The sequence below is a fragment of the Actinoplanes sp. NPDC023801 genome (genome assembly GCF_040639655.1).
Lineage (GTDB): Bacteria > Actinomycetota > Actinomycetes > Mycobacteriales > Micromonosporaceae > Actinoplanes.
Window position 1 is genome coordinate 212,408 of record NZ_JBFAAI010000009.1, and the last position, 23,328, is coordinate 235,735.

The 23,328-nt window shown below is 69.9% G+C and carries 19 protein-coding genes and 10 tRNA genes; 20 read left to right on the forward strand and 9 right to left on the reverse strand.

The features are described from left to right. Window positions 1-24: 24 nt before the first annotated feature. Window positions 25-1,629: an ATP-binding protein gene (locus AB0G04_RS18940; protein WP_360983794.1), complete on the reverse strand. Its 1,605-nt coding sequence runs from the start codon at window positions 1,627-1,629 to the stop codon at window positions 25-27. Between the two features lie 31 nt (window positions 1,630-1,660). Further along, entirely contained in the window at window positions 1,661-3,262 is a 1,602-nt protein-coding gene (locus AB0G04_RS18945; RefSeq protein ID WP_360983797.1) for a methyl-accepting chemotaxis protein, read from the reverse strand. Between the two features lie 340 nt (window positions 3,263-3,602). Between AB0G04_RS18945 and AB0G04_RS18950 the strand changes: the two genes are divergently transcribed. Then, window positions 3,603-4,853 (forward strand): EAL domain-containing protein, encoded by a 1,251-nt coding sequence (locus AB0G04_RS18950; protein WP_360983800.1) that lies wholly within the window; start codon window positions 3,603-3,605, stop codon window positions 4,851-4,853. A gap of 76 nt (window positions 4,854-4,929) precedes the next feature. Here AB0G04_RS18950 and AB0G04_RS18955 read toward each other — a convergent pair whose 3' ends face one another. Beyond that, window positions 4,930-5,415 (reverse strand): peptidoglycan-binding protein, encoded by a 486-nt coding sequence (locus tag AB0G04_RS18955; RefSeq protein ID WP_360983803.1) that lies wholly within the window; start codon window positions 5,413-5,415, stop codon window positions 4,930-4,932. Window positions 5,416-5,693: 278 nt separating this feature from the next. On the opposite strand from AB0G04_RS18955, the gene nadE reads away from it, so the two are divergent. Continuing rightward, a complete protein-coding gene (gene nadE / locus AB0G04_RS18960) occupies window positions 5,694-6,518 on the forward strand; it encodes an ammonia-dependent NAD(+) synthetase (RefSeq protein WP_360983806.1) in 825 nt (274 codons plus the stop codon). Between the two features lie 54 nt (window positions 6,519-6,572). Here the strand turns inward: nadE and modA are convergent, their stop codons facing one another. Then, entirely contained in the window at window positions 6,573-7,310 is a 738-nt protein-coding gene (gene modA, locus AB0G04_RS18965) for a molybdate ABC transporter substrate-binding protein (RefSeq protein WP_360983973.1), read from the reverse strand. A 223-nt stretch (window positions 7,311-7,533) separates the two neighbouring features. Here modA and AB0G04_RS18970 point away from each other — a divergent pair, with 223 nt between their 5' ends. The 11 genes from AB0G04_RS18970 to AB0G04_RS19020 all read left to right on the forward strand — a co-directional run bounded on the left by AB0G04_RS18970 (window position 7,534) and on the right by AB0G04_RS19020 (window position 9,612). Further along, window positions 7,534-8,151 (forward strand): hypothetical protein, encoded by a 618-nt coding sequence (locus AB0G04_RS18970; RefSeq protein ID WP_360983809.1) that lies wholly within the window; start codon window positions 7,534-7,536, stop codon window positions 8,149-8,151. Between the two features lie 533 nt (window positions 8,152-8,684). Next, window positions 8,685-8,759 (forward strand) — tRNA-Ala (locus AB0G04_RS18975). A 5-nt stretch (window positions 8,760-8,764) separates the two neighbouring features. After that, window positions 8,765-8,838: transfer RNA gene (locus AB0G04_RS18980), tRNA-Asp, on the forward strand. A 6-nt stretch (window positions 8,839-8,844) separates the two neighbouring features. Beyond that, window positions 8,845-8,920 (forward strand) — tRNA-Ile (locus tag AB0G04_RS18985). A gap of 9 nt (window positions 8,921-8,929) precedes the next feature. Continuing rightward, window positions 8,930-9,017: transfer RNA gene (locus AB0G04_RS18990), tRNA-Ser, on the forward strand. A gap of 27 nt (window positions 9,018-9,044) precedes the next feature. Beyond that, window positions 9,045-9,118: transfer RNA gene (locus AB0G04_RS18995), tRNA-Arg, on the forward strand. Window positions 9,119-9,126: 8 nt separating this feature from the next. After that, window positions 9,127-9,199: transfer RNA gene (locus AB0G04_RS19000), tRNA-Lys, on the forward strand. Between the two features lies 1 nt (window position 9,200). Further along, window positions 9,201-9,277 (forward strand) — tRNA-Met (locus AB0G04_RS19005). A gap of 2 nt (window positions 9,278-9,279) precedes the next feature. Then, window positions 9,280-9,352: transfer RNA gene (locus AB0G04_RS19010), tRNA-Val, on the forward strand. A gap of 18 nt (window positions 9,353-9,370) precedes the next feature. Beyond that, window positions 9,371-9,444 (forward strand) — tRNA-Glu (locus AB0G04_RS19015). A 95-nt stretch (window positions 9,445-9,539) separates the two neighbouring features. After that, a tRNA-Val gene (locus AB0G04_RS19020) sits at window positions 9,540-9,612 on the forward strand. A gap of 68 nt (window positions 9,613-9,680) precedes the next feature. Here AB0G04_RS19020 and AB0G04_RS19025 read toward each other — a convergent pair. Further along, window positions 9,681-9,857: a hypothetical protein gene (locus tag AB0G04_RS19025; RefSeq protein ID WP_360983812.1), complete on the reverse strand. Its 177-nt coding sequence runs from the start codon at window positions 9,855-9,857 to the stop codon at window positions 9,681-9,683. 151 nt (window positions 9,858-10,008) lie between these two features. Here AB0G04_RS19025 and AB0G04_RS19030 point away from each other — a divergent pair, with 151 nt between their 5' ends. Together AB0G04_RS19030 and AB0G04_RS19035 are read left to right on the forward strand one after the other, a co-directional pair. After that, window positions 10,009-10,839: a helix-turn-helix domain-containing protein gene (locus tag AB0G04_RS19030; protein WP_360983815.1), complete on the forward strand. Its 831-nt coding sequence runs from the start codon at window positions 10,009-10,011 to the stop codon at window positions 10,837-10,839. Window positions 10,840-10,905: 66 nt separating this feature from the next. After that, on the forward strand, window positions 10,906-11,496 hold the full coding sequence (locus tag AB0G04_RS19035; protein WP_360983818.1) for a dihydrofolate reductase family protein: 591 nt from the start codon (window positions 10,906-10,908) through the stop codon (window positions 11,494-11,496). Between the two features lie 41 nt (window positions 11,497-11,537). Here the strand turns inward: AB0G04_RS19035 and AB0G04_RS19040 are convergent, their stop codons facing one another. Beyond that, window positions 11,538-12,116: a TetR/AcrR family transcriptional regulator gene (locus tag AB0G04_RS19040; protein ID WP_360983821.1), complete on the reverse strand. Its 579-nt coding sequence runs from the start codon at window positions 12,114-12,116 to the stop codon at window positions 11,538-11,540. A 90-nt stretch (window positions 12,117-12,206) separates the two neighbouring features. Between AB0G04_RS19040 and AB0G04_RS19045 the strand changes: the two genes are divergently transcribed. Continuing rightward, the gene (locus AB0G04_RS19045) at window positions 12,207-12,650 is read left to right on the forward strand and encodes a DUF1772 domain-containing protein (protein ID WP_360983824.1); all 444 of its coding nucleotides are present in this window, start codon (window positions 12,207-12,209) and stop codon (window positions 12,648-12,650) included. A 144-nt stretch (window positions 12,651-12,794) separates the two neighbouring features. Here the strand turns inward: AB0G04_RS19045 and AB0G04_RS19050 are convergent, their stop codons facing one another. Beyond that, on the reverse strand, window positions 12,795-13,190 hold the full coding sequence (locus AB0G04_RS19050) for a DUF6223 family protein (protein ID WP_360983826.1): 396 nt from the start codon (window positions 13,188-13,190) through the stop codon (window positions 12,795-12,797). Between the two features lie 172 nt (window positions 13,191-13,362). After that, a complete protein-coding gene (locus AB0G04_RS19055) occupies window positions 13,363-16,323 on the reverse strand; it encodes a family 16 glycoside hydrolase (RefSeq protein ID WP_360983829.1) in 2,961 nt (986 codons plus the stop codon). A 250-nt stretch (window positions 16,324-16,573) separates the two neighbouring features. Here AB0G04_RS19055 and AB0G04_RS19060 point away from each other — a divergent pair, with 250 nt between their 5' ends. Next, window positions 16,574-18,385, forward strand: coding sequence for a glycoside hydrolase family 15 protein (locus tag AB0G04_RS19060; protein WP_360983832.1), 1,812 nt, complete (start codon window positions 16,574-16,576; stop codon window positions 18,383-18,385). A 171-nt stretch (window positions 18,386-18,556) separates the two neighbouring features. On the opposite strand, the gene AB0G04_RS19065 is transcribed toward AB0G04_RS19060, so the two are convergent. After that, window positions 18,557-19,615 carry a LacI family DNA-binding transcriptional regulator gene (locus tag AB0G04_RS19065; protein ID WP_360983835.1) on the reverse strand — a complete coding sequence of 353 codons (1,059 nt, stop codon included), beginning with the start codon at window positions 19,613-19,615 and terminating at the stop codon, window positions 18,557-18,559. 56 nt (window positions 19,616-19,671) lie between these two features. On the opposite strand from AB0G04_RS19065, the gene AB0G04_RS19070 reads away from it, so the two are divergent. The 3 genes from AB0G04_RS19070 to AB0G04_RS19080 all read left to right on the forward strand — a co-directional run bounded on the left by AB0G04_RS19070 (window position 19,672) and on the right by AB0G04_RS19080 (window position 23,303). Next, window positions 19,672-20,499: a phytanoyl-CoA dioxygenase family protein gene (locus AB0G04_RS19070; protein WP_360983838.1), complete on the forward strand. Its 828-nt coding sequence runs from the start codon at window positions 19,672-19,674 to the stop codon at window positions 20,497-20,499. Between the two features lie 110 nt (window positions 20,500-20,609). Next, complete coding sequence (locus AB0G04_RS19075) at window positions 20,610-21,644, forward strand: LacI family DNA-binding transcriptional regulator (protein WP_360983841.1); 1,035 nt, start codon at window positions 20,610-20,612, stop codon at window positions 21,642-21,644. A gap of 144 nt (window positions 21,645-21,788) precedes the next feature. After that, window positions 21,789-23,303 (forward strand): alpha-N-arabinofuranosidase, encoded by a 1,515-nt coding sequence (locus AB0G04_RS19080; RefSeq protein ID WP_360983844.1) that lies wholly within the window; start codon window positions 21,789-21,791, stop codon window positions 23,301-23,303. The last annotated feature ends 25 nt before the right edge of the window (window positions 23,304-23,328 follow it).

Sequence of the window (23,328 nt, forward strand, 5' to 3'; positions counted from 1 at the left end):
TCCGGAAGGCCCTAGCGGCGGCCGTCACGCCTCGACCGGCAGCTCGATCACGAAGGTCGTGCCGGGACCGTCGTGGTCGGCCAGCCCGATGGTGCCGCGGTGGCGTTCGATGATGGCGCGGGTGATGACCAGGCCCAGCCCGGTACCGGGTATCCGCCGGTCGAGGGCGGTCGAGGCCCGGTAGAAGCGGCGGAACAGCCGGGGTCGCTCGGCGGCCGGGATGCCGATCCCGGTATCGGCGACGGTCCAGACGACCTTCCCCGCCTCGGTCGTGGCGGCGACGGCGACCGTACCGCCGTCGGGGGTGTACTTGACGGCGTTCGAGATCAGGTTGTCGGCGACCTGCCGCAGCCGGCCCGGGTCCGCCCGCAGTTCCAGGCGATCCGGAAGCCGTACGGTGAAGGTGAGGTCCCGGCCGGCCGGCTTGGCGACGCAGTCGAGAGTCTGGCGGATGATGTCGCACAGGTCGACGAGCGCCGGCTTGATCGCCAGCTGCCCCGACTCCAGCTGGGCCAGATCGAGCAGATCCTCGGCCATGGCCGCGAGGCGTTCCGCGTTGCGCGTGATGACCCGCAGGTAGTGCCGCTGCTCGTCGAGGGACAGGTCCGCGAGGTCGGCGTCGAGCATGCTCGTGGTACCGGTGATCACGGCGAGTGGATTGCGCAGCTCGTGGGTGACCATGGCGAGGAACTCGTCCTTGGTCCGGGCCAGCTCGACGGTCAGTTCCTCGGCGCGGCGCCGCTGCATGTACTGGCCGATCTCGGCGGCGAGGCCAACGAGCAGGCCCAGCAGGACGTCCTCCGGATCCTCGACCCGGTCGCCGTAGACACACAACGCGCCCAGCGCGTCCCGGCCCAGAGACACCGGAACCCCGACGGCCACCCGCAGCCCGCTGCGGGCCGCCTCGCGGCTGCGCGCCGATCCCGTGTCGGCACCGAGGTCGGGTATCCAGAAAGGCGTCCCGTCGGCGCAGACCCGGCCGGGTAGCGAGGTGCCCGCGGCGAGGCTGTCGACGGCGAAGTCGTGCAGCTGCCAGCCCGGCTGGACGTGGCGGGCAGCGCAGGTCAGCACCTGTCCGTCGTCGCCGGCCACCCACAGTTCGGTCACCGGCCAGCCCATCTTCTCGCCGAGCGCCTCGACGGCCCGGGCCGCGGCGGCGCTGCTCGACTCGGCCTCGGCCAGCCCGCGGGCGACGGCGGCCTCGGCAGCCGCGAACCGGCTCGCCCGGTGCTCGACGGTGATGTCGTGGGCGAAGATGTGGAACACGCGGCCGGCGGGCTCCACCGTGGCGGTCAGCGTCATCTCGATGGGGATCTCGTGGCCGTCGGCATGCCACGCCGGCCACTGCAGCCGCCGGTCGCGAGTCAGCCCCGGCAGACCGCAGGCCAGCGCCGCCAGCTCGATGCGACCCGCCGCTCGTGACTGCGGCGGGACGATCAGCTCCTCGATGGACCGGCCGTACGCCTGCTCCAGGGTGTAACCGAACATCGTCTCGGCGGCCGGGTTCCATGCCACCACCCGGCCCGTCGCATCGAACGCGATGTAGGCCTCTAGCGCAGCCGCGAGTACCGCCGGCTGCTGAAACAGCATCGGGCCGGCCTCACCGGGGTGCTCCGGTGCGACGGACATCGCCCTCCTCGACGGTCGCGAACGTGGCGGGTCAGTACCGGAAGTTCGTCACCAGGGCGCTGAGCTCGGTCGACATCCGGGCCAGTTCACCGGTGGCCTGCTGTGCCTGGGTCACACCTTCGCTGGTGAGCCGGGCCGCCTCGGCCACCCCCGTGATGTTCTGGGCGATCTCGCCGGTACCGGCGGCCGCCTCGGTGACATTGCGGCTCATCTCCCCGGTGGTTGCGGTCTGTTCCTCGACGGCCGAGGCGATGGTGGTCTGGAAGTCGCTGATCCTGGCGATCACATGGGTGATCTCCTCGATCGCGGCGACCGCGCCGCTGGTGTCGGTCTGGATGACCTCGACCCGGCGGGAGATGTCCTCGGTGGCCCGGGCGGTCTCCTGGGCCAGGTCCTTGACCTCGGAGGCGACGACCGCGAAGCCCTTGCCCAGCTCGCCGGCGCGGGCGGCCTCGATGGTGGCGTTCAGCGCCAGCAGGTTCGTCTGCTCGGCGATCGCGGTGATCGTCTTGACCACGTTGCCGATCTCCGCCGACGACTGCCCGAGCTTGGCCATCGTCTCCCCGGTGGCGGCCGTGATCGTGACGGCCTGACCGGCCACCTGCGCAGCCTCGCTCGCGTTGACCGAGATCTCCCGGATCGCGGCGCCCATCTCCTCGCTGCCGGCCGAGACACTGTCGACACTGCGGGAGATCTCCTCGGTCGCGCCCGCCACCGTCTGCGCCTGCTGCGAGGTCCGCTCGGCGGAGGAGGCGATCTGGTCGGCGGTGCCGGACAGTTCTTCGGACGCGGCGGCCAGCGAACTCGCCGAGTCACTGATGGTGGCGATCGTCTGCCGCAGCTGGCTCATCGCCTCGTCCAGCGACTGACCCATCCGACCGGGCTCGTCGCGTGTCCGCAGCCCGGTCGTGCGGGTCAGATCCCCTGCGGCGAGGCCGGTGCAGACATCCTGGACCTTGATCAGCGACTGCACGATCCGCTGCGCCACCCAGAAGCCCAAGGCCAGGGCAAGCAGGCCGCCGACGACCATCGCGATCAGTGACGTCGTCCGGCCGGTGTCGTGAACCGACTTCGCCGCGTCCGCGTTCTTGGCCGCATCCGCCGTCTCCGTGGCATCGAGGGTGTCGATGGCCTTCCTGAGCTCCGCCACGACGGCCAGCGCCTCGGTGTCGCGGACCCGCTGCCATTCGGCGAACCTGTTGGCTTTACCAAGTGGTAGCAACTTGTCCTGGGCAACTGTCACGTAGGCGTCCCAGCCGGCTTGCACGGCGTCGATGGCCGCCGGGTCGCTCGCCGGCATGCTGGCACGGTAAGCCTTCATCGCCGCTTCGAACGCCTGCTGATCGGCGGCGAAGGCGTCGGTGAACTTCGCGATGCTCGCCGGGTCCTGAGAGAGTGCCTGATTGGCGACGTCCACACGGCCCTGCCGGATTGCTGCGTCCAGTTGACCGACGGCCTTGATACTGGCCACGTTGCTGTTGTAGATCAATTGAGCGGAGTCGCTGGCGCTGCCGAGCGCGTTCAGGCCGACGAGGCCGACCACCACCGCGGCGATGACGCCGACGGCCACCGCGATGAGTATCTTGATCTTTACGCTGAGGTCGGCGAAGCCCTGCCGCTGCACAGTCGTCATCGCGTCTTCCTCCGTTGCGGGCCATGAGACGGCGCTGTCCGGCGAGGGCCGGCCGAGCAGTCCTTACTGCCCTGTTCGGTCCGGTTCGCCCGGCGATTAGTGCCAACGGCGGTCCGGCCCGGCGGGGCCGCTTTCCGGCATTGCGCGGCGGCCTCTCATGGCGGCGCATGATCACCTCGGCATCGGCCGGGCCGCCGCCTGTTGACCGGCCCGCGACCGCGCCCCGCCAGCGCGCCACGGCGACGCCGGTGACCTTGCCCCTACCGGCCGTCTGGCCTCAGCAGCCCTGCGCGACTGCCGATGGATGGGCAGCCATCGTGGTGAGTAGTGGGGGACGCCGATGCCGCAACGCTCCGAAACCGCTCAGCAGGTCGCAGACCTGCTGCGTACCGCCAGGCAGTCGCTCGGGATGGGTCTGGCGTTCCTCAGCCGGATGGACGAGACGGTGCAGCACCTGGAAGTGGTCGATTCGGTACTGCCGTTGCAGGACGGCATGACACAGCCTCGCGCCACGTCGTTCTGTCAGCTGATCACGGACGGGGTGCTGCCGCCGGTGATCCCGGACGTCACCCGATTCCCGGCAGCTGACCGGCTGCCCGGCACCGAGCAGGGAATCCGCAGCTACATCTCGGTGCCCGTCGAGCTAAGCGACGGCACGGTGTACGGCACCTTCTGCGGCGCGGGCTTCGTGGCTGACCCACAACTATCCGACCGTGATCGTGTGCTCATGGAAGTGCTGGCACACGCCGCGGCGATGATCGTGGAGCCGGAGGTCCGGCAACGGCGCCGCAACGCCGTGATCGAACGCCGGCTGCGTCCCGTACTCGAGCAGGGCGGTCCGGTTGTTCTGCTGCAGCCGATCGTCGACCTGGCGACCGGGCGCAGGGTCGGGGCCGAGGCGCTCAGCCGGTTCCCGCACGAGTGGAACCAGCCACCGGACGAGGTGTTCGCCGACGCCGGCCTCATCGGGCAGCGGGAGAACCTCGAACTGGCGGCGCTGCGACGCGCTGCCGATCATCTGCGGGAGGTGACCGGGTACGTCGCCATGAACATCTCCCCGGCCACGCTGTTCGCCCCGGCCGGCCTGGAGTTCCTGACCGGGCTGCCCCTCGACCGGGTCGTCCTGGAACTGTCCGAGCACGACCCCATCGAGGACTACGAGCGTCTGAAGGAGATTCTGGCACCGTTGCGGGCACGGGGCCTGCGCCTGGCCATCGACGACGTCGGTGCGGGCTACTCGTCGCTGCGGCACATCGTCGCCACCGGGCCCGATGTGATCAAGCTGGATCGGAGCATGGTCAGCGGAGTGGCTCACGATGCCGTTCTCCACGTCGTCGTCGACGCGCTGGCCCAGCTCGCCCGCGCCGTCGATGCCACGGTCGTCGCCGAAGGTATCGAGACCGCGGCTGATGCCGCCGCCCTGGCGGAGCTGGATATATCGCTCGGCCAGGGATGGCACTTCGACCGGGCCGTCACGGCGGCAGAGCTACACGACCGGTACGCGCTCACCTCGCCGGACGCGGCCGGCCCGGGCCGGCCTCTGACGGCCCCGGCCGGCCCGGCTGTGACCTCCTCCGGAACGCCGCGCTGATCCCTCAGCGGCGTTTGGAAGCGCCACCCGACACACCGGGCTCATGGTGATCAACGGGCCCTCCGGTGAGGGCGGGTCAATCGGCCTCGACATGCTGGAGGCCGACCACGAATTCGAGCGCGAGCGGCGACGCGGTCCAGGTCTGCTGGCCCACGATGCCGTCCGCCGGCACGCCGGCCCATTTCTGGAAGGCGCGCACCGACGCCTCGGTGTTCGCCCCGAAGTTCCCGTCCGTACCCTGCGGCGTGGTCTTCCACAGGCCGGCGGCGCCGAGCGTCAGGACCTGCTGCAGGTGACGCACCGCCTCACCCTTCGCGCCCTGGCGCAGCGTCGGCATCGGACTGCCGTCCGGAAGCGCGCTCCATGTCGCCGCGTCGACGACACCGGTGACCGGGAGAGCCTTCTCCTTCTGGAAGTCCTTCGTCGCGGTCTCCGTCTTGGATCCGAACGTGCCGTCGACGACGAGTGTGGTTTCCGGCGTCCGTCGTAGCGCGCGCTGTGCCTGCTTCACGGCGTCACCGGTGTCACCCGGACCCACCGTCGGCATTCCGCTGTTGGCCATGATCTCCCGTTTCGACGTGGTGGTCGCCCTGTCTGAAGTACCGGGGCGACCGCAGCATATCGATGTACTTCGACATTGCGGTGTCCCTCGCGGCCGGTATGCCGTGCCCGCGGGTCAGGCCGGGCACGGCACCGCACGGCAGGCGGACGGACGAAGCCGTCCGCTACGGAGATCATCGGCGAGGGCCTGCCGGCTCACAGCCCCGCGCGGGCGGGCCGCCGGGCTGATCCGCGGCGAGTGTACGGGCGCGGTGACGGGACGGCCGATACAGTGCGTGGGTGGTGAACCAGCGGGAGCAGATTGTTGCCGACCTCGGCGTGCAGCCGGTCATCGTCGCCAAGGACGAGATCCGGACGCGGGTGGACTTCCTCAAGGACTACCTGCGATCCACCCCGGCCAAGGGTTTCGTGCTCGGCATCAGTGGAGGACAGGACAGCACCCTGGCCGGCCGGCTCTGCCAGCTCGCCGCCGAGGAGCTGCGGGCCGAGGGGCATGAGGCCGAGTTCGTCGCGGTGCGCCTGCCGTACGGGGTGCAGGCCGACGAGGACGACGCACGGACCGCGCTGGATTTCATCCGCCCGGACCGGTCGATCACCGTGAACGTCAAACCGGGCGCGGACGCGGTGGCCGCCGAGACGGCCCGTGGTGCGGATGTGGAACTGCGTGACTTCGTCCGCGGCAACATCAAGGCCCGGGAACGCATGGTGATCCAGTACGGGATCGCCGGTCAGCTGAACCTGCTGGTCGTCGGCACCGACCACGCCGCCGAGGCGGTCACCGGCTTCTTCACCAAGTACGGCGACGGCGGCGTGGACCTCACTCCGCTGACCGGCCTGACCAAACGCCAGGGCGCCGCGCTGCTGCAGGAACTGGGCGCACCGCCGAGCTGCTGGCAGAAGGTGCCGACCGCAGACCTGGAGGACGACCGCCCGGCGATCCCCGACGAGGTGGCCCTCGGTATCACCTACGCCGACATCGACGACTACCTGGAGGGCGCCGAGGTCAGCTCCGAGGTGGCGGCCAGGGTGGAGTCGCTCTACCGGGCCACCCGTCACAAGCGCACCGTCCCGGTCACCCCGCTCGACGACTGGTGGCGCAACTGATAAATCTGTCGCGCCGGCGGCCCCGGCCGTTCGAGTGCCTGGACGGGCCGGTCGTCAGGGAGCCTGGAATCCGGCCCCGGTGAGAAGCCTGGTGCCGTCGGGGGACAGGACGTAGGCGATGAACGCCTGCGCACCGGCGGCGTTCCTCGCGTCCTTGAGCGCGACGATCGGGTAATCGTTGACCGCCTTTGCTGACTCCGGGAACTCCACGGCGTCGACGTCGGACGCGGCCGCCCTGGCGTCGGTGCGGTAGACCAGTGCCGCGTCCACCTCACCCAGTTTCACCTTGGACATCGCCGCCTTCACGTCCTGCTCCAGGGTCACCGGGGTGACCTTGACGCCGGCCGTGTCGATCGCCGTCCTCGCGGCCGCACCGCACGGCACCGCGTCGGCACAGAGCGCCACCTTGAGGCCGGGCGTGGTCAGGCCGGCCAGTCCGGTGATGCTCTTCGGGTTGCCCTTGGCGACCGCGATCACCAGCTGGTTCCTTACGAACGTGGTGGGTGTTCCCGCTCCGTTGCCGGCGTCGATGACGACTGCCATGTTCTTGGGGGAGGCGGCGGCGAACACGTCGGCCGGTGCGCCCTCGTTGATCTGCGTGGCCAGTGCCGAACTGCCGGTGAAGTTGAACGTCACCTTCGTACCCGGGTTGGCGGCCTCGAACTGCCTGCCGATGGCGGTGAACGACTCGGTCAGCGACGCCGCGGCGAAGACGGTGATCGACCCCCGCACCGCACCGCCGCCGGCCGTGTCGGATCCGTTGCCGGGCTTGTCGCCGCCGCATCCGGTCAGGCCGGCGGCGAGGACGACGGCCAGGCCGGCGACCGCTGTGCGAAGGGTCTTCAACGGGGCTCCTCGGGGTGGCATTCTCAATCGATCCGCAGATGCGAGCATAGAGGACGCCCGTCAGCCGCATTTGTGGCAGTCGATAAGCAGATGACATCGCATCTGCGCTCGCTGCCCGGCGCCCGGCTTGCCGTCAGGGTGATGAGCTTCCGGTCGGTACCGTGTGGCCGTGACCGAGAAGCTGCCCGAGCCGCCGCAGCCCTACGAGCCGCCGTCCAGTGTTCCGCCCGACGCCTACGAACTGCGGGTCGTCCTGCCCGGCGATTTCCCTGTCGTTCCGCCCGACGATCCTGTTCCGGCTCCGTCCGGCGTGCCGCCACGGTCCCAGCCGGGCCGCCGGGGCTGGGCGATCCTCGTCGGTGCGGCGTTCGTCCTGGTGCTGGGTACGGTCGTCGGGCAGGCGATCGCCGGGCGGGATGCGACTGACAAGCCGGCCACCGCCACGGCGCGGCAGGAGGCCGGCGCCGACCCGGACATCACCACCGCACCGGCCCCCACCGTCCAGGAACTCGTGGCGCTGCCCGGCCGCTCCGAGGTGTCGCGCCGCTGGGAGTACCGGGGTGGCGCGCTGACGTCGATCTACTTCGTCAACGACAGCCCGGAGAAGGTCACCGTCAACTGGATCAGCGACGACCAGGAGCGGATCCGCTACACCGAGCTCGAACCCGGCAATGGCTACCACCAGCAGACCTACGTCGGCCACGCCTGGGTGATCGCCGGACCCGACGGGAAGGCCAAGGCGGTGTACGTGGCGACGGAAGCACCAGGCCTCGTGGAGATCCGCTGATCCATTCGATTAAATGGCTCGCGCAAGAGCGCCCCGGTCGGGCAGAGTGATCTCAACGCGGTGAGGTGGACCGAAAATCGCCGATAAAAGCGTTGACCAATGGGCTCCGGCCCGGCAGGCTGAACAGAACGAGCGCAACAGAACCTCGAAGGGAGTTGAACTGTCATGTCCTGGAATTCAGATCGCGTCATCGTCCGATCGCGGGCGGCGTGGTGTGAATCCGTCATATCCGTCGTGACGGTGAAACACGACCTCCGAGCCCACGAATCCAACCGTGACCTGGAGCGGTGGAGCGGCTAGCGCAGAGAGAACCGCGCTTCGCCGCCCACCTCGTCAGCCGGGGAACGGGCGGCTTTTTCGTACCCTGACAATGCTCTCCGGAATCGAATTTCCGCGCGTTCCCTGAATGCGTTCAGTGGAATTGTTCTCTCTCAACTCAACAGTGGATGGCATGTATCCGGCAGCCCATGATCGGGGCTGCCGGCACAGATCCGGTGCGGCACACCCGCCCCGCCGGATCGGAGAAGTATCGAGGGCTCGTAGCTCCAATTGGTAGAGCAGCGCTTTTGCACAGCGAAGGTTTGTCGGTTCGAATCCGACCGGGTCCACGCACGTCGACGTAGCTCAGTCAGGTAGAGCGACCGCCTGTCACGCGGTAGGCCGCGAGTTCAAGTCTCGTCGTCGACGCTTCGTCTCGCCGTAGCTCAGTGGTCAGAGCGTCGCCCTGATAAGGCGAAGGCCGGTGGTTCGACCCCACCCGGCGAGACCAGCCGACCATGGAGGAGCCAGCCGACAGCCGGCGCCGGCCACCGTCTCGAAAACGGTTGGGGCATTCGCCCGTGGCGGTTCGACCCCGCCCTTCTCCGCGGAAAGTACCGTCAGTTCGATCTGTTCCCCTGGTAGCTCAACCGGAACGAGCGGTGCCCTTCTAAGGCAACGGTTGCGGGTTCGAGTCCCGCCCAGGGGTCTGCATGCGCGCCGTTAGCTCAGTCGGTAGAGCTGCCGCCTTTTAAGCGGAGGGTCCGGGGTTCGAGCCCCCGACGGCGTACTGCGGGGTAGAGGAGTTCGGTCGTCCTCGCCGGCCTCATAAGCCGGAGATCACGTGGTTCAAATCCCGTCCCCGCTCCCGTTCCGGTAGCTCAGCTGGTAGAGCGCCGCCTCGACACGACGGAGGTCCCTGGTTCGAGTCCAGGCCGGAACACGAAAGTGACACCACCCTGGCGCGGTGGACGAACAGGTAGAGTCACCCGGCTTTCAATCGGGAGGTTGCGGGTTCGAGTCCCGTCCGCGCTGCGTGACACACGATCCGACGTCGCCCAATCGGCAGGGCAGCGGGGAGACGTGCCTTGTCAGCAGGCCGCGGTGAGTTCGATTCTCACGCGGCGCACGCCTGTGTAGCTCAGCGGCAAGAGCACCGGTCCTACACACCGGCAATCCCGGGTTCGAGTCCCGGCGCGGGCACGATCCAGCCGGCACAGCAGCGACGCTGCCATCCACTGTGACCGGCCGCCGGCGCCGGGACCGACCGGCTAAGCGGGTTCGCGTACCCCGCCCTCGCCGCCGTCGCCGTCGTCCGGCATCGGCTCGACGGGCGCCTCCGGGAGTTCACCGGGGCCGTCCGGCAGGAGCTCGCCGGGGTCGTCGGGCACCGGCTCACGCGGGTCGATTGGCGGATACTGTTCGGGGTCGAGATCCGGTTGCGACATGGCCCGATTATCCAGGACCGACCCGATCCCTGCCCGGTCAGCGGGCATCGGGCCGTCTCCCACCGCGCATGTCCGTGGGCGGGCGTTCGTGCGAATCGATCCCGGCGCCCGATGCCGGCGGGGCGTCGGCGATGCTGTGGGAGTGGAGTACGTGTCCAGAGTGCCGCGGCCGCCGCTGGACGGGCTGATCGACGACCTCTACCACCTGGAGGGAACGCCGCCGTACGCCCGGCTGACGCTGCCGGCAAGTCCGGCGGCGTTCCTGATCGTCAACCTCGGGGCCCCGTTCCGCATCCGCGCCGGCACCGACCTCGAGGCGGCCGAGTACGCCGACGGCTGCGTGGTCACCACGCCCACCCGTGCGTTCGAGTTCGGCTACCCACCCCGGACCCGGTCCGTCGGCGTGCACTTCAAGCCGTGGGGGGCGGCGCCGTTCCTGCCGATGCCCGCCGCTGAGCTGTGTGACCGCCCGGTGACGCTGGAGCAGGTCTGGGGCCGGCCCGCCGTCGCCGAGCTGCGAGACCGGCTGGCCACGGCCGGAAGCCCGTACGAGATGCTGACGCTGCTCGAGGAGGAGCTGACGCGACGGCTGTGCGAGACCGCCGGCCTGGGGCTGGTCCGCCATACGAGCGGCGTCATCGCTGCGACCGGCGGGGCGGTGGCCATCGACGACCTGAGGGGTTCGGCCGGTGTCAGCAGCACTCACCTGGCACAGCGCTTCAAGGAGCTCGTCGGTGTCACCCCGAAGCGGCTGGCCCGCTCATACCGCTTCGCCGCCACCGTGTTCTCGATCAACCCCGCCGAACCGGTCGACTGGTCCGGCCTCGCCGGGGGAGCGGGCTACTTCGACCAGGCCCACTTCGGCCACGAGTTCCGGGCGTTCACCGGGCTCACGCCGACACGATATGTCGAGGTCCGGCGGCGGTTCCTGCGCGAGCATCCCGGCCACGTGCTGGACGGCTGGCCTCTGCCGGGCGATTGATTTCTTACAAGAACGACAGCTCACGCCACGCTAGCTTGAGGGCACCCCAAAGCAGAGGAGTGCCCCGTGGGCAAGGTGGTCATGTACAGCTCGGTGTCGGTGGACGGTTTCATCGCGGATGAGAACGACCAGCCCGGACCGCTGTTCGACTGGTTGTCCAGTGGTGACGTCCCGCTGGACGGCAGCGGCGTGCTGACGGTGTCGCAGGCCTCCTACGACTGCACCCGGCCGTACTGGGATGAGATCGGGGTGACGATCGCCGGCCGCCGCGTCTTCGACCTGACGGACGGCTGGGACGGCAAGCCGCCGAGTGGGATCGACCACGTGGTCGTCGTGACGCACCGCCCGCAGCCCGAGGGGTGGGACCCGGAGGCGCCGTTTCACTTCGTCGACGGGGTCGAGGCGGCCGTAACCAGAGCGCAGGAGCTCGCGGGGGACCGCGTGGTCGAGGTTGCCGCCGGTGACGTCGGTGGCCAGGCGCTCGCCGCGGGCCTGGTCGACGAGGTGCGGATGGACGTCGTACCCGTCGTGTTCGGGTCCGGCCGGCACTTCTTCGGGCCGGTCGGCGCGCAGCACCTGCTGGAGGATCCTGATGTGGTGATCCGGGGCGACCGGGTGCTCCACCTGCGCTACCGGGTGCGCCGTCGACCGATCTGAGACGGGGCCGGCCGGCCCCGTCTTCGGCGGTGACGAGGCGGTCAGGTGATGGCGAGCCGGTTCACCAGCAGTTCCACTCTCGCCTCGGTGTGCTCCGGTGGCAGCCGTCCCGCTCGGGTCAGGGTGGCCAGCCCGTGCAGGGCGGCCCAGAACAACTCGGTGAACAATCCCGGGTGAACGCCGTCCCCGGCCACCTCGCCGAGGGTCTCCAGCAGGGCCGAGAAGGCGTCCTTGAGCGGTTGCGGGGTGTCCTCGTGCGCGAAGGCCAGGCCGCCGTCGAGCTCGAACATGGCGTCGTAGACGGCCGGGTTGCGTGCGGCGAAGCCGAGGTACGCGCGAGCGAGCGCGGTGACCCGGGCGCGGGGGCCGTCCCCGGCGGAGGCCGCGGTCCGTAACGCCGCAGCCATCTCGGTGGCACCGTCGAGGGCGACGGCGCCGATGATCTCCCGCTTGCCGCGGAAGTGGCTGTAGAGCACGGGCTGGCTGTACTCGATACGTTCGGCGAGCCGGCGGGTGGTGACCGCGTCCCAGCCCTGGTGCTCGGCGAGCTCGCGGGCCGTCGCCACGATGAGGCGCTCCCGCTCCGCCCGTTCGCGTTGCTTACGTTCCTGAACCGACATGCCGGAATTCTAGCACCGCTAGACATTAGAGCGTGGTTAGAGTTAGCGTTGCATGAACAGCTAGCAGCGCTAGAATCGGGAGTGGTCGTCATGCTCGAGGTGATTCAGGTCCTCACGGTCGTGATCGTCGGCGTGATGGTGGGGGTGGAGTTCTCCGTCGCCTTCGTCGTCAACCCCATCCTCAACGCCCTCCCCGGCGACGGTGGCCAGCTCGGCCGCGCCCACGGGGGCCGGATGCTCGGCGCCGTCATGCCGGTCTGGTACATCACCTCGCTGGTCCTCGTCGCGATCTGGGCCGTCGCCGGCTGGCGGAACCAGGGCACCGGCCTGACCGTCACCGCCGGGGCGTTGCTGATCGTCAGCGTGGTCATGTCGGTGCTGCTGCTGGTCCCGATCAACAACCGGGGCAAGACGTGGACCCCGGAGAACCGGCCCGCCGACTGGAAGCAGCAGATGAACCGCTGGGATCGCTTCCACTACGTCCGGGTCGCCGTCATCATCGCCGCTTTCGCCCTGCTGGTAGCCGCGGCCTGACCGCCGAGGCCCGCAGCCACCGTGGCCTGACCGCCGAGGCCCGCGGCCACCGTGGCTTGACGGCCGGGCCCGCGGCCACCGTTGTTGACCGCCGAGCCGTGGCGGTCACGACGACCGCAGAGGCGTGCCGGGGCCCGCAGCGGATCACATCCGGGTGCGGGCCCCGGTGCGGGTCCGGGAGCGGGTCAGCGCCAGTCCGGCGAGCAGAACGGCGATCAGCCCGAACGCCACGCCCGCGTAACCACCGACCACGCCGTTGCCGGTGCCCGGCCCGCCGTCGGCGGTGGCCAGCACCCAGACCCCGGCGACCGCACCGAGGAGACCCGCACCGAGGGCGGCCACAGCCCTGCGCGGATTGCCGCCGGTGGGCCGGAGAAGTGCCAGGCCGCCCAGGACGGCACCGGCCAGGGCGACGATGGCCGACGCGGTGGCGACCGCGCGATCCGAGGTCATGGTGGACGCGCCGACAGCGGATTCGGCGAAATAGCGCAGGTCGAGCATGGTGTTCCCCTCGCAGGCCGGAATGTGGACCGCACCCATCCTGGCCCCTGGGCGTACCCCGGGGCATCGTGCCGGCGTGGTCTCTTCCCGCTGCCGCCACGGTGGACGCCGGGTACCGCCCGCGCGGTAGCCGGGTGCTGAACCTGCCGTGGGTGCGGTAGACGTCGCGCGCCCCCGGAAGCACTGCCTCCGGGGGCGCGGGAGAGAGACGTCAGGCTGCCGGTTCGATCCAGATGTTGCGGTACTGGACCTTGTTGCCGTGATCCTGCAGGCGGATGGCGCCGGTGGACGGGCCCTCGGGGATGTTGCCGCCGGTGCCGTTCGGGATCTCGACGTTGCTGTGCACCGTGCGGCCGTTCCAGACGACCGTGATGCGGGCGTTCTCGGTCTTGACACCGTCAGCGCCGTAGCGGGCCGCGCGGTACGTGATGTCGTAGGTCTGCCACGTCTCGGGTGCGGTGGCGGCGTTCACGTCCGGCGCCTTGACCGTGTAGATCGCGCCGGCCTCGTTGTTGGCCAGGGTGGTGTCCCCGAACGAGTCGAGGATCTGCAGCTCGTAGCGTTCCTGCTGGTAGACACCGCTGTTGCCGCGGTTCTGGCCGGTCACGTCCGGTGGCAGCAGCGGGACCTTGAACTCGACGTGCAGCTTGTAGTCGCCGTACGCGTCCTTGGTGCGCAGATCGCCGCAGCAGACCTCGGCGGCACCGCCCACCAGCGGCCACTGCGGGCGGCGGCCGTCGGTGTGCTGCCAGTTGTCCAGGTTCTTGCCGTCGAAGAGCGTCACGCGCTTGCCGGCTTCGCGAACACTGATTAGGTCGAGGTTGACGTGGCCGGTGTCGAGGGCGTCGACGCGGTACGTGATGGTGTTGGCGCCCTTGCGCAGGCTGACCTTCTCGGTGGCGGTGGCCCACTCCTCCCAGGTCACCGTGGTCGGCAGCGACACCTGCCTGATCTTGCGGTTGTTGACGTGCAGGCTGACCGTCTTGGTGCCGCTGAACGGGTTCGGGCCGTTGGAGTAGCGCAGCCCGACGGCGTAGTCACCGCTCTTGTCCACGTTGACGTGCATGGTGGTGGACGCGTTGAGCTCGCCGAAACCGGCGGCGAAGCCGATGCCGGAGTAGCCACGGTGGTCGGTCGCGAGCCCCGCGGCGCCCTCCCGGTTGCCCTCCTCGGCCTCGTAGAACACCTGCTGCGGCTGCTTGCCGGGCAGCTCGTTCATCGTGTACCAGGCCTCGGTGCTCCACAGCGTCTCGCCGTCCCGCGAGGCGAACGGGCGCGGGGAGCGCAGGTGCACCACCCGGTCGGGGCGCAGGCCGGGCACGGTCAGGGTGACGGTCCTGCGGTCGGACGAGACCTTCGCGGCGGTCACCGTCAGGGTCTCGGTGTCGACCTCGGGTCCGCCGTACTGCGCGGTCGGGGCGTAGCGCCACTGCTCCAGCTGGTACGCGGTGGGCAGCTTCGCCACGGTCGCGTCGGACAGCGGCTCGGTGTACTCGATCTTGAAGCCCTCGGGGGAGGCCTTCATGGTCTTCATGTCGAACACGCTCGTGCCGTTGGGGGTGAGCTTCTGCAGGCCGAACCGCAGCTTGCCCTCCTGGCCCCAGTTGCCGTCGGCACCGAGCCCGCCGACATAGATCGCTCCGTCCGGGCCGATCGACACGCGGTTGATGCCGGCCTCCAGACCCTGCGTGTGCCGGAACACGGCGCCCTGCTCGACGCCGTCGACCGTCTCCAGCGCCGCGCGCTGCAGGCCACCGTAGGTGACGTCACCGATCAGGAACTGATTGCGGTACGGACCGGAGTCCAGCAGCACCGGCGTGCTGGGGGAGTTGCCGATCTGGTTCTGCGGCAGCCACAGCACCGGCCGGGTCACCGGCTGCGCGTCGAACGTACCGTCGGGGTTGGTGTAGTGGTTGTAGAAGGCGTTTTCCTCGATCTTGATGAGTTTCGAGGAGGGTAGCCAGCCACCCTGGTTGTCGGTCACGTAGATCGAGTTGCCCGGCCCCCAGCCGATGCCGTTCGGGGTCCGCAGACCGCCCGCGACCGTGGTGACCTTGCCGCTCTTACGGTTGACCATGATGTGCGTGCCGCGCCCGCCGACCGGTTGCGGGTCGGTGGTCGCACCGCCGTAGTTGATCGACACCGACAGGTTGAGGTAGAAGTTGCCGTTGCGGTAGAGCAGGCCGAACGCGAACTCGTGGAAGTTGCCGCCGAACGGCCAGACCGCCACCGTGCGGCGGGTGTCGAGCACCTGGTCGCCGTCGGTGTCGCGCAGCTCGGTCAACTCGTGCTTCTGTGACACGTAGACCATGCCGTCGACCACGGCCACGCCCATCGGCTCCTTGAGCCCGGAGGCGATCTCCTTGTACCTGACGCTGCCCGGCCCGGTCTTACCGGTCACGTTCTCGACCAGGTAGACCTTGCCGTCGACCTTGTCGGTGGTGCCCCAGGTGGTGATGACCATCTTCTTGTCGGGCCGCCACGCGATCCCGGTGACCTGTGGCTCGAAGCCCGGCGGGCGCAGGTCGGTGAGGGTGTAACCGGGGTTGACCGTGGTCAGCGGGAGTCCGTCGCCCGGGGTGTCGGTGCCGGACACGCATTCCTTGCGGCCCGGCGCGGTCACTCGGACCACGCCCGCGTCGGTGCTCAGCGCGCTCGCCGGCACGGTGACGAATTCGCCGGAGCCCGGCGTCTTCCAGGCCAGTCGCAGTTCCTGGCCGCCGTCGCGGTCGAAGTGCTCGACGCGCAGCGGGTGCAGGCCCGCGGCCAGCTCGACGGCGCCTTCCTTCGGGTCGGCGCCGTGCAGCCCGTCGTGGTCGATGACCAGCTTGTCGCCGATGAACAGCTTCGAGCCGTCGTCACTGATCAGCCGGAACGTGTAGGAGCCGGCCGCCGTCGTGGTGAGGTTGGCGATGGCGTGGGTGACGTAGTTGGACTGCAGGCCGAACTGCTCGTCGGTCGACCAGTCGATGGTGGACATCAGCTTGTCCACGTTGGGCGTCTGCCCGGGTTTGAGCTCGCAGATCCGGCTGAGCGGCACCCCGATGTCGTACGTCCGGAGGGTCACCCCCGGCTCCTGCGGCGGCGGAGGTTCGGCGGCGTACGCCGGTGGTGGTGCCGCGGCGACGGCGAGGGTGGTTATCAGCGAAGCGACCACGGACAGACTTCTCATCTGCGCTCCCGGTTACGGGTGTGATTCAAGGTTGTGAACATCCTGGAGCAGTTTGATCGACACGTCCATATCTTTCGGCAGTCGAACGCGAAACTTCTTTATGGAGTGGACAAAAGTCCCCGGCTCGGCTTGGGGCTGAGCCGGTTTCTCACCGCGCCGGTGCGGGTACGCGTCTGCAGGCGTCGCTGCCGGAACGGGATGGCGGACGCAGACCCTCACGGAGTGTCCGTGAGTTCGCGGGGGAGTGACTGTGCCTGGACGCATCGAGGACTACGCCGTCATCGGGGACCTGCAGACGGCGGCGCTGGTGGGCCGGGACGGCTCGATCGACTGGCTCTGCCTGCCGCGTTTCGACTCGCCGGCCTGTTTCGCCGCATTGCTGCATGACGAGTCGGCGGGCCGTTGGCAGATCGCACCCGCGGCCGGCGGTGCCGCGACCCGGCGCCGGTACCGCGACGACACCCTGATCCTGGAGACGGAGTGGGACACTCCCGAAGGTTCGGTCCGGGTCGTGGACTACATGCCGCCGCGGGGTAAAGCGGCCGACATCGTACGCACGGTCGAAGGCCTGTCCGGGACGGTGCCGATGCGCATGGACCTCATCCTGCGATTCGACTACGGCAGGGTCGTGCCCTGGGTGCGCCGGCACGGCCCGGACCTCGGTGCTGTCGCCGGGCCGGACGCCGTCTGGCTGCGCACCGACATCCCCGTGCACGGGGAGAACCGGTCCACGGTCGCCGAGTTCGACGTCCACGCGGGGGAGCGGATCCCGTTCGTGCTGACCTACCAGCTGTCGCATCTGCCCCGCCCGCAGCCCGTCGACCCGCAGCGGGCGCTTGCCGACACCGAGCGCTTCTGGCGGGACTGGATCGGCCGGTGCGATTACGACGGGCGGTGGCCGGAGGCCGTACGGCGGTCGCTGTTGACGCTGAAAGCACTGACCTACGCGCCGACCGGCGGGATCCTTGCCGCCGCGACGACGTCGCTGCCGGAGCAGTGGGGTGGCCCCCGCAACTGGGACTACCGGTACTGCTGGCTGCGCGACGCGACCTTCACGCTGCAGGCGCTGCTCGGCACCGGCTACGTCGCCGAGGCCAAGGCCTGGCGCGAGTGGCTGCTGCGGGCCGTTGCCGGAGATCCTGCCGACCTGCAGATCATGTACGGACTCGACGGCACCCGCCGGCTGCCGGAGTACGAGCTGGACTGGCTGCGCGGATACGAGGGAGCCAGCCCGGTACGGGTGGGCAACGGCGCCGCCGATCAGCTTCAGCTCGATGTCTGGGGCGAGGTTCTGGAGAGCCTGCATCTGGCCCGGGAATCCGGCATCGCCTCCTCCGACACCGCGTGGGACCTGCAACGCGCTCTGCTGGAACACCTCGAGGGCAACTGGCGGGAGCCGGACAACAGCCTCTGGGAGGTGCGTGGCCCGCGCCGGCACTTCGTTCATTCGAAGGTGCTGGCCTGGACCGGCTTCGACCGCGCGGTACGCACTGTCGAGGAGCACGGGCTCAGCGGCCCGGCTGGCAGGTGGCGCACCATCCGCGACGAGATTCACGCCGAGGTCTGCGCCAAGGGCTTCGACGCCGACCGCAACACCTTCACGCAGTCGTACGGCTCTCGCGGCTTGGATGCCGCTCTGCTGCTCATTCCGCGCGTCGGGTTCCTGCCGGCCACCGACCCGCGCGTGATCGGCACGGTCGAAGCCGTGCAGCGAGAACTCTGCCAGGACGGATTCGTGCTGCGTTACCGCCCGGAGACCGAGGGCGTCGACGGGCTGCCCGGCACCGAGGGGGCGTTCCTGGCCTGTACCTTCTGGCTGGTCGACGCCCTGCACGACATCGGCCGGCGCGCCGAGGCCGAGCGGCTGTTCGAGCAACTGCTGGCGTTGCGCAACGACGTCGGCCTGCTCGCCGAGGAGTACGACCCGGCGACCGGACGCCATATGGGCAACACCCCGCAGGCCTTCAGCCTCGTCGGACTGGTCAACTCCGCCCGCCTGCTCAGTGGCACGACCACCCGTACGGGCGCCGACACGGACCGGCAGCACACCCGGCGATCCTGACTGCCGGGCATCGAAGTTGGACATGAGAAAGCTTGGCGTAAATTCTGTTGACTCCAGCGCCATCGGTGTAAAGTCACGCGGAGCCCGGAAGGCGTCTCCATCAACTCCGCCCCCACGATGCCGCGGACGCCTTCCGGGCTCCTCGGCGGCTCGAGGAGCGCTCGGTTGCGACTACCGGTGCGCGTTTCTGATGCCGGGTGCGGCCGGTTTCGTAGAGACCTTCCGGCCGATCGTGCTCGCGCGGATCTCCAGGTGGTGGGGTACCAGGTGCTTCACCGGAGGTGGCCCGTCGCCGGGGGTGAGCCGTCCGGCCAGGCAGTGCAGCGCTGCCTGCGCGATCGCCGGCTTGTCGGGTGACACGGTGGTCAGCGGCGGGTTGGCGTAACGGCCGTCCTCCACGTCGTCGAATCCGGCTATCGCCAGGTCCGCCGGAACCTGTAGTCCGTGCTGGGTGGCGACGTGCATGGCGCCGAGAGCCAGCTGGTCGCTGAAACCGAACACGGCGTCGACCTCGATGCCGGTGTCGAGCAGCCGGCGCATGGCCGCGGCGCCGTCGGCGCGGTGGAGGTGGTTCACCGGCACCTCGAGGGCCGGGTCGTGGGGCAGGCCGGCCTCGTCCAGCGCCTGGCGGTAACCCGACAGGCGCCTGGCCGCGGTGCCGTTGAGCAGGTGCGGTTGAGGCCCGACGGCCGCTATCCGGGTGCACCCGGTCTCGATCAGGTGCCGGGTCAGCTCACGGGCCGCGGTGACGTTGTCGATGACGACGTGGTCGAGCAGGCCGTCGGCGTCCTGCTCGCCGAGCAGTACGAGCGGGGCGGCGCCGGGGCGGCGGCGCAGGTCGGCCGGGGAGAGGGCCCAGGGGCTCATCACCAGGCCGTCGACGGCCTGTCCACCCGCCCCGTCGAGCAGATCGCGCTCCCGGCGGGCGTCCCCGCCGGTCTGCTGCACGAGCAGCGTCCAGCCGCGTTTCTCGGCCTCGTCGGCGAGGTGACCGGCGAGCTCTCCGAAATACGGCGAGGCGATCTCGGGGATGACCAGCGCGATGAGCCCGGACCGTCCGCCGCGCAGGTGCCGGGCTGCGGCGTTGGGGCGGTAGCCCAGCTCGTCCAGAGCGCGCTGGACCCGTTCCCGGGTGGCCGGCGCCACGAGGGCGAAACCGGACACGACGTTGGACACCGTACGCACGGACACGCCGGCGTGCTCGGCGACCTGTCGGAGGGTGGCGGACACGCGTCGATCCTACCGACCACTTGCAACGTTGCATGCCACGTTGCAACATGGCCTGCATGACGACTGCAGTGGATCCGGAAGCCGGGGCCAGGGCCCGGGAAGCCATCTACGCCGAGGGCATCACCGCCCTGCGCGGCGCGTTCAGCGTCGAGTGGGTCGATCGCATGCGAGCCGACATCGAGACCGCTTTCACCGATGCCCGGCAGCGGCCGGGCGGCGCCGTGGGGCGCGGGCCGAACCGCTGGTACGTCGAGATCCATCCGGAGCAGATGAGCGGCTTCGTCGACCTGGTCACCCACCCCTGGGTGATGGCCGTGTGCACCGCCGTGCTGGGTGCCGACTACCGGATCGTGGAGCTGGGCTTCGACATCCCGTTCGCCGGCGCCGTGAACCAGCCGTGGCACCGCGACTTCCCGATGCCGGAGGTGACCCGGCGGGAGGGCCGGCTCGACTCGCTCGCCTTCAACCTGACCGGGGTCGACACGACCGACGAGATGGGACCGTTCGAGATCGCGCCGGGCACCCAGTTCGACGACGAGCCGGACTTCGAGCACGGCATGTTCCCGCCCCGCGCCCGCTACGGCCGTTACGAGCAGCTGGCCGTCCGCAAGTATCCGCAGCGCGGGGACATCTCCGCCCGCTCGGCGCTGACCATCCACCGCGGAACCGTGAACCGCTCCGAGGTCTCGCGTCCGGTGCTGGTGCTCGGCGTCGACGCTGCCGGCGGCACCAACAGCGACAAGCACGACCTGGCGGTGACCGGGGAGTTCTGGGCCACCCTGCCGGCCGCCGTACGAGACCACCTGAGCTGCCCGATCGTCGACCGTCTCACCCCGATCACCCAGAAGCACACCATCGAAGGCCTGGTGATGGGCGACGCCTGAGCCGGTCGGCGCGGTGGCCGTTCGTTGCCCGGCATGCCCCGGTACGCATCCCTCAACGGCCTCCGGGCCGCCCGGTATCGTTTCGCTGAGCCGGCGGAGGGGAGCTTGCGGTGCCACCTGGACTGAAGGATGTGGCGGAGCGGGCGGGCGTGTCGATCAAGACGGTCTCCAACGTTGTAAACGGCTACGTCCACGTGTCGCCGGAGACCCGGGCGCGGGTGCAGGCGGCGATCGGCGAACTGGGATACCGGCCCAACGTCGCCGCCCGCCAGCTGCGCGGCGGCCGGTCGGGCGTCATCGCGCTGGCCCTGCCCGACCTGCAGTCGGCCTACTTCGCCGAGCTCGCCGGCTTCATCATCCAGGCGGCCGAGAAGCGGCACTGGACCGTGCTGATCGACCAGACGGGCGGGGTGGCGGAGCGGGAGCGCGGGCTGCTGGCCCGGTTGCGGCGCCACCTGATCGACGGGTTGATCTTCAGCCCGCTCGCGCTGGCCGGTCAGGAACTGGCGGCCGACGCGACCGGCGTGCCGATGGTGCTGCTGGGGGAGCGGGTCTGGCACGGGCCGGCCGATCATGTCGCGATCGACAACATGGCAGCCGCCGCCGACGCCACCCGGCACCTGTGTGAGCTGGGCCGGCGCCGGATCGCCGCCATCGGGGCCCAGGAGGGGCCGGTCGCGGCGAGCGCCCAGCAACGCCTCGCCGGCTACCGGATCGCCCTGGAGCAGGCTCAGCGGCCCTGGCTTCCCGGGCTGGTCGCTGCTGTCGAGGAGTTCCGCCGGGCCGACGGGGCCGCGGCCATGGCCCGCCTGCTGGACTCCGGCGACCCGCCGGACGCGGTGTTCTGCTTCAACGACCTGCTGGCCATCGGAGCGATCCGCACGCTGCTCGACCGCGGGTACGCGGTTCCCGGCGACGTCGCGGTGATCGGTTTCGACGACATCGAGGACGGGCGGTTCAGTACGCCGACCCTCAGCACGGTGTCGCCGGGCACCGACCGGATCGCCACGCGCGCGGTGGAGCTGCTCGCCGAACGCCTCGGCGACGACGCGGCCGGAGCGCCGTCACCGCGCGAGGTCCGGGTGGGCCACCGGCTGGTCCTGCGGGAGAGCACCCTCGGCCGGCTGGCGGCCCGGCACCGCTGAACCCTCGCCGCCCGGGCACGCCGGCCCGGCGGCCGTCCACCGTAAATCACGCCTGCGTAACGCCGCTGCTACGGGCTCTTTACAACGTTGGTTACAACGTTGTACAACGGTGCTGTCCGTCACACACAACCGGGGAGCTCACCAGTGGAAGCTGCACATCTGTCCGCCGATCCGGCGTTCGCGATCGCGCCCGTCGATCGCCGGCTCTTCGGCTCCTTCGTGGAACACATGGGCAGATGCGTCTACACCGGAATCTTCGAACCCGGGCACCCGGCCGCCGACGAGGACGGCCTGCGATCCGACGTCCTCGCACTGACCAGGGAACTGGGGGTCAGCCTGGTCCGCTATCCCGGCGGCAATTTTGTCTCCGGCTACCGCTGGGAGGACGGCGTCGGCCCGGCCGGCGAGCGGCCCCGCCGGCTCGACCTGGCCTGGCGCACGATCGAGACGAACGCGTTCGGCCTCAACGAGTTCATGCGCTGGGCCGGCCGCGCGCAGGTCGAGTCCATGATGGCGGTGAACCTGGGCACCCGCGGAGTCATCGAGGCAGCCGAACTCGTCGAGTACTGCAACCTGCCCGGCGGCACCGCCCTGGCCGACCTGCGCCGCAAACACGGCGTGGCCCAGCCGCACGACATCCGGCTCTGGTGCCTCGGCAACGAGATGGACGGGCCGTGGCAGACCGGCAACATGACGGCGTACGAGTACGGCCGGCTCGCCGCCCGCGCCGGGCACGCCATGCGCAAGGTCGACCCGACGATCGAACTCGTCGCCTGCGGAAGCTCCAACTCCGGCATGCCGACCTTCGGCTCATGGGAGGCCACCGTCCTGGAGCAGGCCTACGACCACGTCGACTACCTGTCGCTGCACCAGTACTACGATCCCGAGAAGGTGGACCCGGCGAGCTTCCGGGCCAGCGCCGTCGACCTCGACGAGTTCATCGGCTCGGTGATCGCCACCGCTGACCACGTGCGCGCCAAACTACGGCGCACCAAGCGGATCAAGCTGGCCCTCGACGAGTGGAACGTGTGGTACCAGTCCCGGTTCACCGAGCCGGAGGACCGCCCCATCGCCGAGGAGCCGTTCCGGCTGATCGAGGACGACTACACGGTCACCGACGCGATGGTGGTCGGCAATCTGCTGATCAGCATGCTGCGTCACGCCGACCGGCTCACCGTCGGCTGCCAGGCCCAGCTCGCCAACATCATCGCCCCGATCCGCACCGAACCCGGGGGCCCCGCCTGGCGGCAGACGATCTTCCACCCGTTCGCGCTGACCGCGGCTCTGGCCCGCGGCACGGTCCTGCGCACCGCGGTCACCGGGCCGATGATGAGCACCGGCCGGTTCGGTGCGGTACCCAGCGTCGACTCGGTGGCGGTGCACGACCCCGGGCGCGGCGAACTGGTGCTGTTCGTCGTCAATCGCGGCGATCACCCCGTACCGCTGAATCTTGATCTCCGGGCTTTCGGGAACCCGGAGGTGACCGAACACCTCGTCCTCGCCGATGCCGACCCGCAGGCCCGCAACAGCGTCGCCGAGCCGGAGCGGGTCGTCCCGCGCCGTGCCCCGCAGCCGGTTCTCGACGGCGGCCGGACCACCGTACTGCTCCCGCCGATCTCCTGGCACGCGCTGCGCTGCACCGTCCCGGCAGCGTCCTGAAACACCCTCCCGCACCGTCCCGCTC